Origin of the sequence: Arthrobacter sp. NPDC056691 (assembly GCF_042791415.1) — a bacterium.
GTDB lineage: Bacteria > Actinomycetota > Actinomycetes > Actinomycetales > Micrococcaceae > Arthrobacter.
In genome coordinates this window covers 1-2287 of sequence record NZ_JBHTXX010000067.1, presented here as the reverse complement: position 1 = coordinate 2287, position 2287 = coordinate 1, and the positions used below count along the sequence as shown (strand labels likewise).

Sequence of the window (2287 nt, the reverse complement as noted above, 5' to 3'; positions counted from 1 at the left end):
CGGATCCAGGGGGTGCGCCACCCCAACAACAGTCGCGGCTTCAGTATCGATAGTCATGCTTTTACTCCTTAACTAGGTCCTTCAACAGGAAGAGGATGCCTACGGCCCGGGAAGCCTGGTGGTGTTGCCGTTTCGAGCCCGCAGGCAGAAAAGGTCCCTGGATTCTCAGAACTGTTCGTCCTTGTCAGATCTGTTCATCTCCGGTGCACGTGATCGGTGTGATACCGGTCACCGCGTTCCTTCCACAAGCAAAACTACGGCAGGGAATTCGTTTGGGAAAGTAATTCATAAACATTTACTTGAGAAATTCGGGGCCATAAATTCCCACCCCAGTTAACATGTTGGAAACATTCGGAAACACGGTCGGGACCGCGGCCAGCAGCAACATAAATGAGACCTGACAAGGCCGCCAGCAAACCAGCTGGCGGCCTTGTGGTCGGGTTAAATGGGTCGGTCCCCGGCACTGCCCGTGGGCAGCGCCGGGGACCGGCTGCTAAAGCTATTCCTTCTCCAGCTCCAGTTTCTTCTCCCGCTCCAGGTCATCGAGCTCCCGGTCCAGGTCACCGGAGGCATGCTGCCGCTCCATGTCCCGAACAGCCTCGAGGTCGATCGGGCGCAGCGGCGCCGGGTCTTCCTCGTCCAGGACGGGGCCGTGGCCGTCGTCGGCGAGGACGACGTGGCCGATGGTTTCGTACTTGAACGGATCGGTTTTCCGGAAGTAGAGTGCCAGGCCTGCGCCGGTGACGAAGAGCGCGCCGGCGATGTAGGGGATGAGCTTGAACAGCAGGGACGACGATGCAGGTCCCGCCGCCGTGTCCAGGTTCAGGAACATCATAATGACCACGCCGAGCATTCCGGCCCCGCCGATGATGGGAGCAACCTTGGTGCGCCAGAAGTTTTCTTCCGGATGGTGCTTGCGGAAGTAGTTGAACACTGCGGCCATGGTTACGGTCTGCACAATCACCAGCATGAATGTCCCAAGGATCGCCAGGAGGGCGAAAACATCCAGGTATGGGTCCTTGTTGAAGAACCAGAACCCGAGGATCCACAGAATGGCGATACCTGTCTGGAGGAAAGACGCGATGTGGGGCGATCCGTGCTTCTTGTGGGTCCTGCCAAGGGCGCCGGGCAGGATTCCTTCCCTTCCGAGCGAGTACATGTAGCGTGATGCTGCGTTGTGGAAGGCCATGGCGCAGGCGAAGGATCCGGTCATCATCAACCATTCCATGACCAGGACCCAGCCGTGGCCGACGAAGACGTCAGTTGGGTGGAAGAACATGTTCAGGGGGTTGGCGCTTTGCGCCAGGGCGATGGCTCCCTGGGCGCCGTTGCCGGCGACGGACATCCAGGAGACGAACGTGTAGAAGACGCCGACGCCGGTGACCGCAATCATCGTGGCGATCGGGATGATCTTCTTCGGGTTCTTGGATTCCTCCCCGTACATCACCGTCGACTCGAAGCCTGTCCAGGACCAAAATGCGATGAACATGGCCAGCCCGGGCGCTGCGACCTGCAGCCCATTGGGTGAGAACGCAATGGCCGGGTTCAATGTCTCTGGCATCAGCCCGTCGGGGCCTCCGCCCTTGAAGAGCACGCCGAAGGCCATGATGGCAAGGATCGCGATCTCCGTGAACAAGAGCAGCGTCAGGATTTTCGCTGCCATGCTGATCTCAAAAAAGGTCAGGAAACCAATGGTCAGCAGGCCGACCACGGCGAAGACTACCCAGTGGATGTCCATGCCCAGCTGATCCTTGAAGGCAAGGTGACCGAAGTACGAGAAAATACCGATGATGCTGGCCTCAAAGACGATGTAGCCGAAGGTCACCATGAAACCGGTTCCGAGGCCGAGCACGCGCCCCAAGCCGCGGGAGATGAAGCCGTAGAACGCGGCCGTAGAGGTCACGTAGCGGGCCATCGTGACATAGGCGATCGCAAAGACCGACAGGATCACCGTTGCCCAGATGTATGTTGCCGGGGTTCCGGTGCCGACGCCGAAGCCGACCGAAATCGGGACGTTACCGCTCATCACCGTGATGGGTGCGGACGTGGCGACCGCCATGAAAACCACATCCCACAGCCCCAGGGTGTTGGCCTTCAGCTTCCCCGACTTAGCCCCGGTCTTGGCGGTACTCGAGCTTGCTGTAGTTTGTTGCCGGCTCATCGTTCTCCTCCCATGCTGCAGTGTCCTGCGTTGGTGCCGCGGGTTTCGGTGGGGAGGTTGAGGGTGGGGTTTTGGTTGAAGAAGCCGTGGGGTTCGAGCATGAAGCCGATGTTCTGGCGGGGCATG

General features: G+C 59.6%; 1 protein-coding gene. It reads right to left on the bottom strand.

Annotated features, from left to right (window positions below; translation table 11 throughout):
- Positions 1–499: 499 nt before the first annotated feature.
- The gene (locus tag ACFRAU_RS26010; RefSeq protein WP_378002012.1) at positions 500–2161 is read right to left on the bottom strand and encodes an APC family permease; all 1662 of its coding nucleotides are present in this window, start codon (positions 2159–2161) and stop codon (positions 500–502) included.
- Positions 2162–2287 lie beyond the last annotated feature (126 nt).

Bases quoted from the DNA above. Each gene is read 5' to 3' on its own strand.
- ACFRAU_RS26010 (WP_378002012.1), bottom strand. From the start codon at position 2,161: ATGAGCCGGCAACAAACTACAGCAAGCTCGAGTACCGCCAAGACCGGG.